Here is a 1,575-nt window from a genome sequence, read left to right as displayed (position 1 = left end):
CGCATCTTGACAATGGTGCAGATCAAATTGACGCCGGACAACAGCGTGCCGACGCCGGCGACCTGGAGCGCCCAGATGTAATAATCGACGCCCACATCCGGACTGTAGGACAGGTTCGACAGCGGCGGATAGGCCAGCCAGCCAGTACGCGCGAACTCGCCCACGAACAGCGAGCACATCACCAGCACGGCGCCGGCCGTGGTCATCCAGAAGCTGAAATTGTTCAGGAACGGAAACGACACGTCGCGGGCGCCGATCTGCAGCGGCACGACATAGTTCATCAGGCCGGTAACCAGCGGCATCGCGACGAAGAAGATCATGATCACGCCGTGGGCCGTGAACACCTGATCATAGTGGTGCGAGTTGAGGTAGCCCTCGGAGCCGTTGAAGGCGATCGCCTGCTGCAGGCGCATCATCAGGGCGTCGGCAAAGCCGCGCAGCAGCATGACGATGCCGAGCACCATATACATGATGCCGATGCGCTTGTGGTCGACGGTGGTGAACCATTCCTTCCAGAGATAACCCCAGAGCCGGAAGTAGGTGATCGCGCCGAGCAGCGCGAGGCCGCCGAGCGCGACCATCGCGAAGGTGCCGACGATGATCGGCTCGTGCAACGGCAGCGACTCCAGGGTCAGCCGGCCGAAGATGATTTTTGTGAGATTGGCTGTATCGAACATGGTGTGATCCTCACGAATCCGACTTCGAGGAGGGCCTCGTGATGAAGGAAGCCTTGGACGGCCGCATCAGGCCGGGCCGCTCCAGCCCGCGTCCCTGCAGCGGCGTCCAGTCGAACGGCGCGAGCACGGTCGGCGAGGTGTCCTCGGCCATGCGCGTGACCTGGTCACCCGGCAGGCAGACGCCGCCGGCGACGAAGCTCGGCTCGGCGCCGAACACCGCGCCGCGTCCGGCGAACTTGTCGTAGGCGAGCGGCAGCGTGTTGCGCACGCCGGCCATGCCCATGCCCCCCTTGGCGTCGATCGCCATCATCTCGCTCATGCACATCTTGCCGGTCTCGACGCACATGTTGAGGATGGCGCGGAACAGATCGCCGTCGACCGAGCCGTAATAGCTGACCGGTTCGTTCGCGCTCGGACGCTCCAAGGACAGGTATTCGGCCTTGCCCAGCTGATTGCCACTCGCCTTCGCCTTCTCGATCCAGCCCGCGAACTCCGCATCCGAGAGACCATGGAAGGCGAAGCGCATGCCGGAGAAGCCGGTGCCGCTGTAGTTTGCCGAGAAACCGCGATAGACACCGGGCTTGTTGATGACCGCGTGCAACCGGCTCTGCATGCCCGGCATCGCATAGATCTGTCCGGCGAGTGCCGGGATGTAGAACGAATTCATCACTGACGACGAGGTGATCCGGAAGTCGAGCGGCCGGTTCACGGGAGCCGCGAGCTCGTTGAGGCTGGCGATGCCGTATTCGGGATAGATGAACAGCCACTTCCAATCGAGCGCGACGACGTCCACTTCGAGCGGCTTGTCCTGCGGCGTCACCGGCCGGTCGGCGGCGATTCGGCCCAACGTGCGGTAGGGATCGAGCAGATGCGTGCCCATCCAGGTGACCGCGCCCAG

Annotated in this window: 2 protein-coding genes; both read right to left on the bottom strand. The window is 63.7% G+C overall.

The genetic code is table 11. The features are described 5' to 3' along the window. On the bottom strand, positions 1-677 hold a 677-nt coding region (locus tag BRAS3809_RS20275), incomplete at its 3' end, for a cbb3-type cytochrome c oxidase subunit I (RefSeq protein WP_035657157.1). A 10-nt stretch (positions 678-687) separates the two neighbouring features. Further along, positions 688-1,575 (bottom strand): ubiquinol oxidase subunit II (locus BRAS3809_RS20270; RefSeq protein WP_035657155.1); only part of this gene is annotated, 888 nt, incomplete at its 5' end.

The sequence above is a fragment of the Bradyrhizobium sp. STM 3809 genome, assembly GCF_000239795.1.
GTDB lineage: Bacteria > Pseudomonadota > Alphaproteobacteria > Rhizobiales > Xanthobacteraceae > Bradyrhizobium.
The sequence above is the reverse complement of the archived record's forward strand: the minus strand, read 5'-3'. Positions and strand labels throughout refer to the sequence as shown.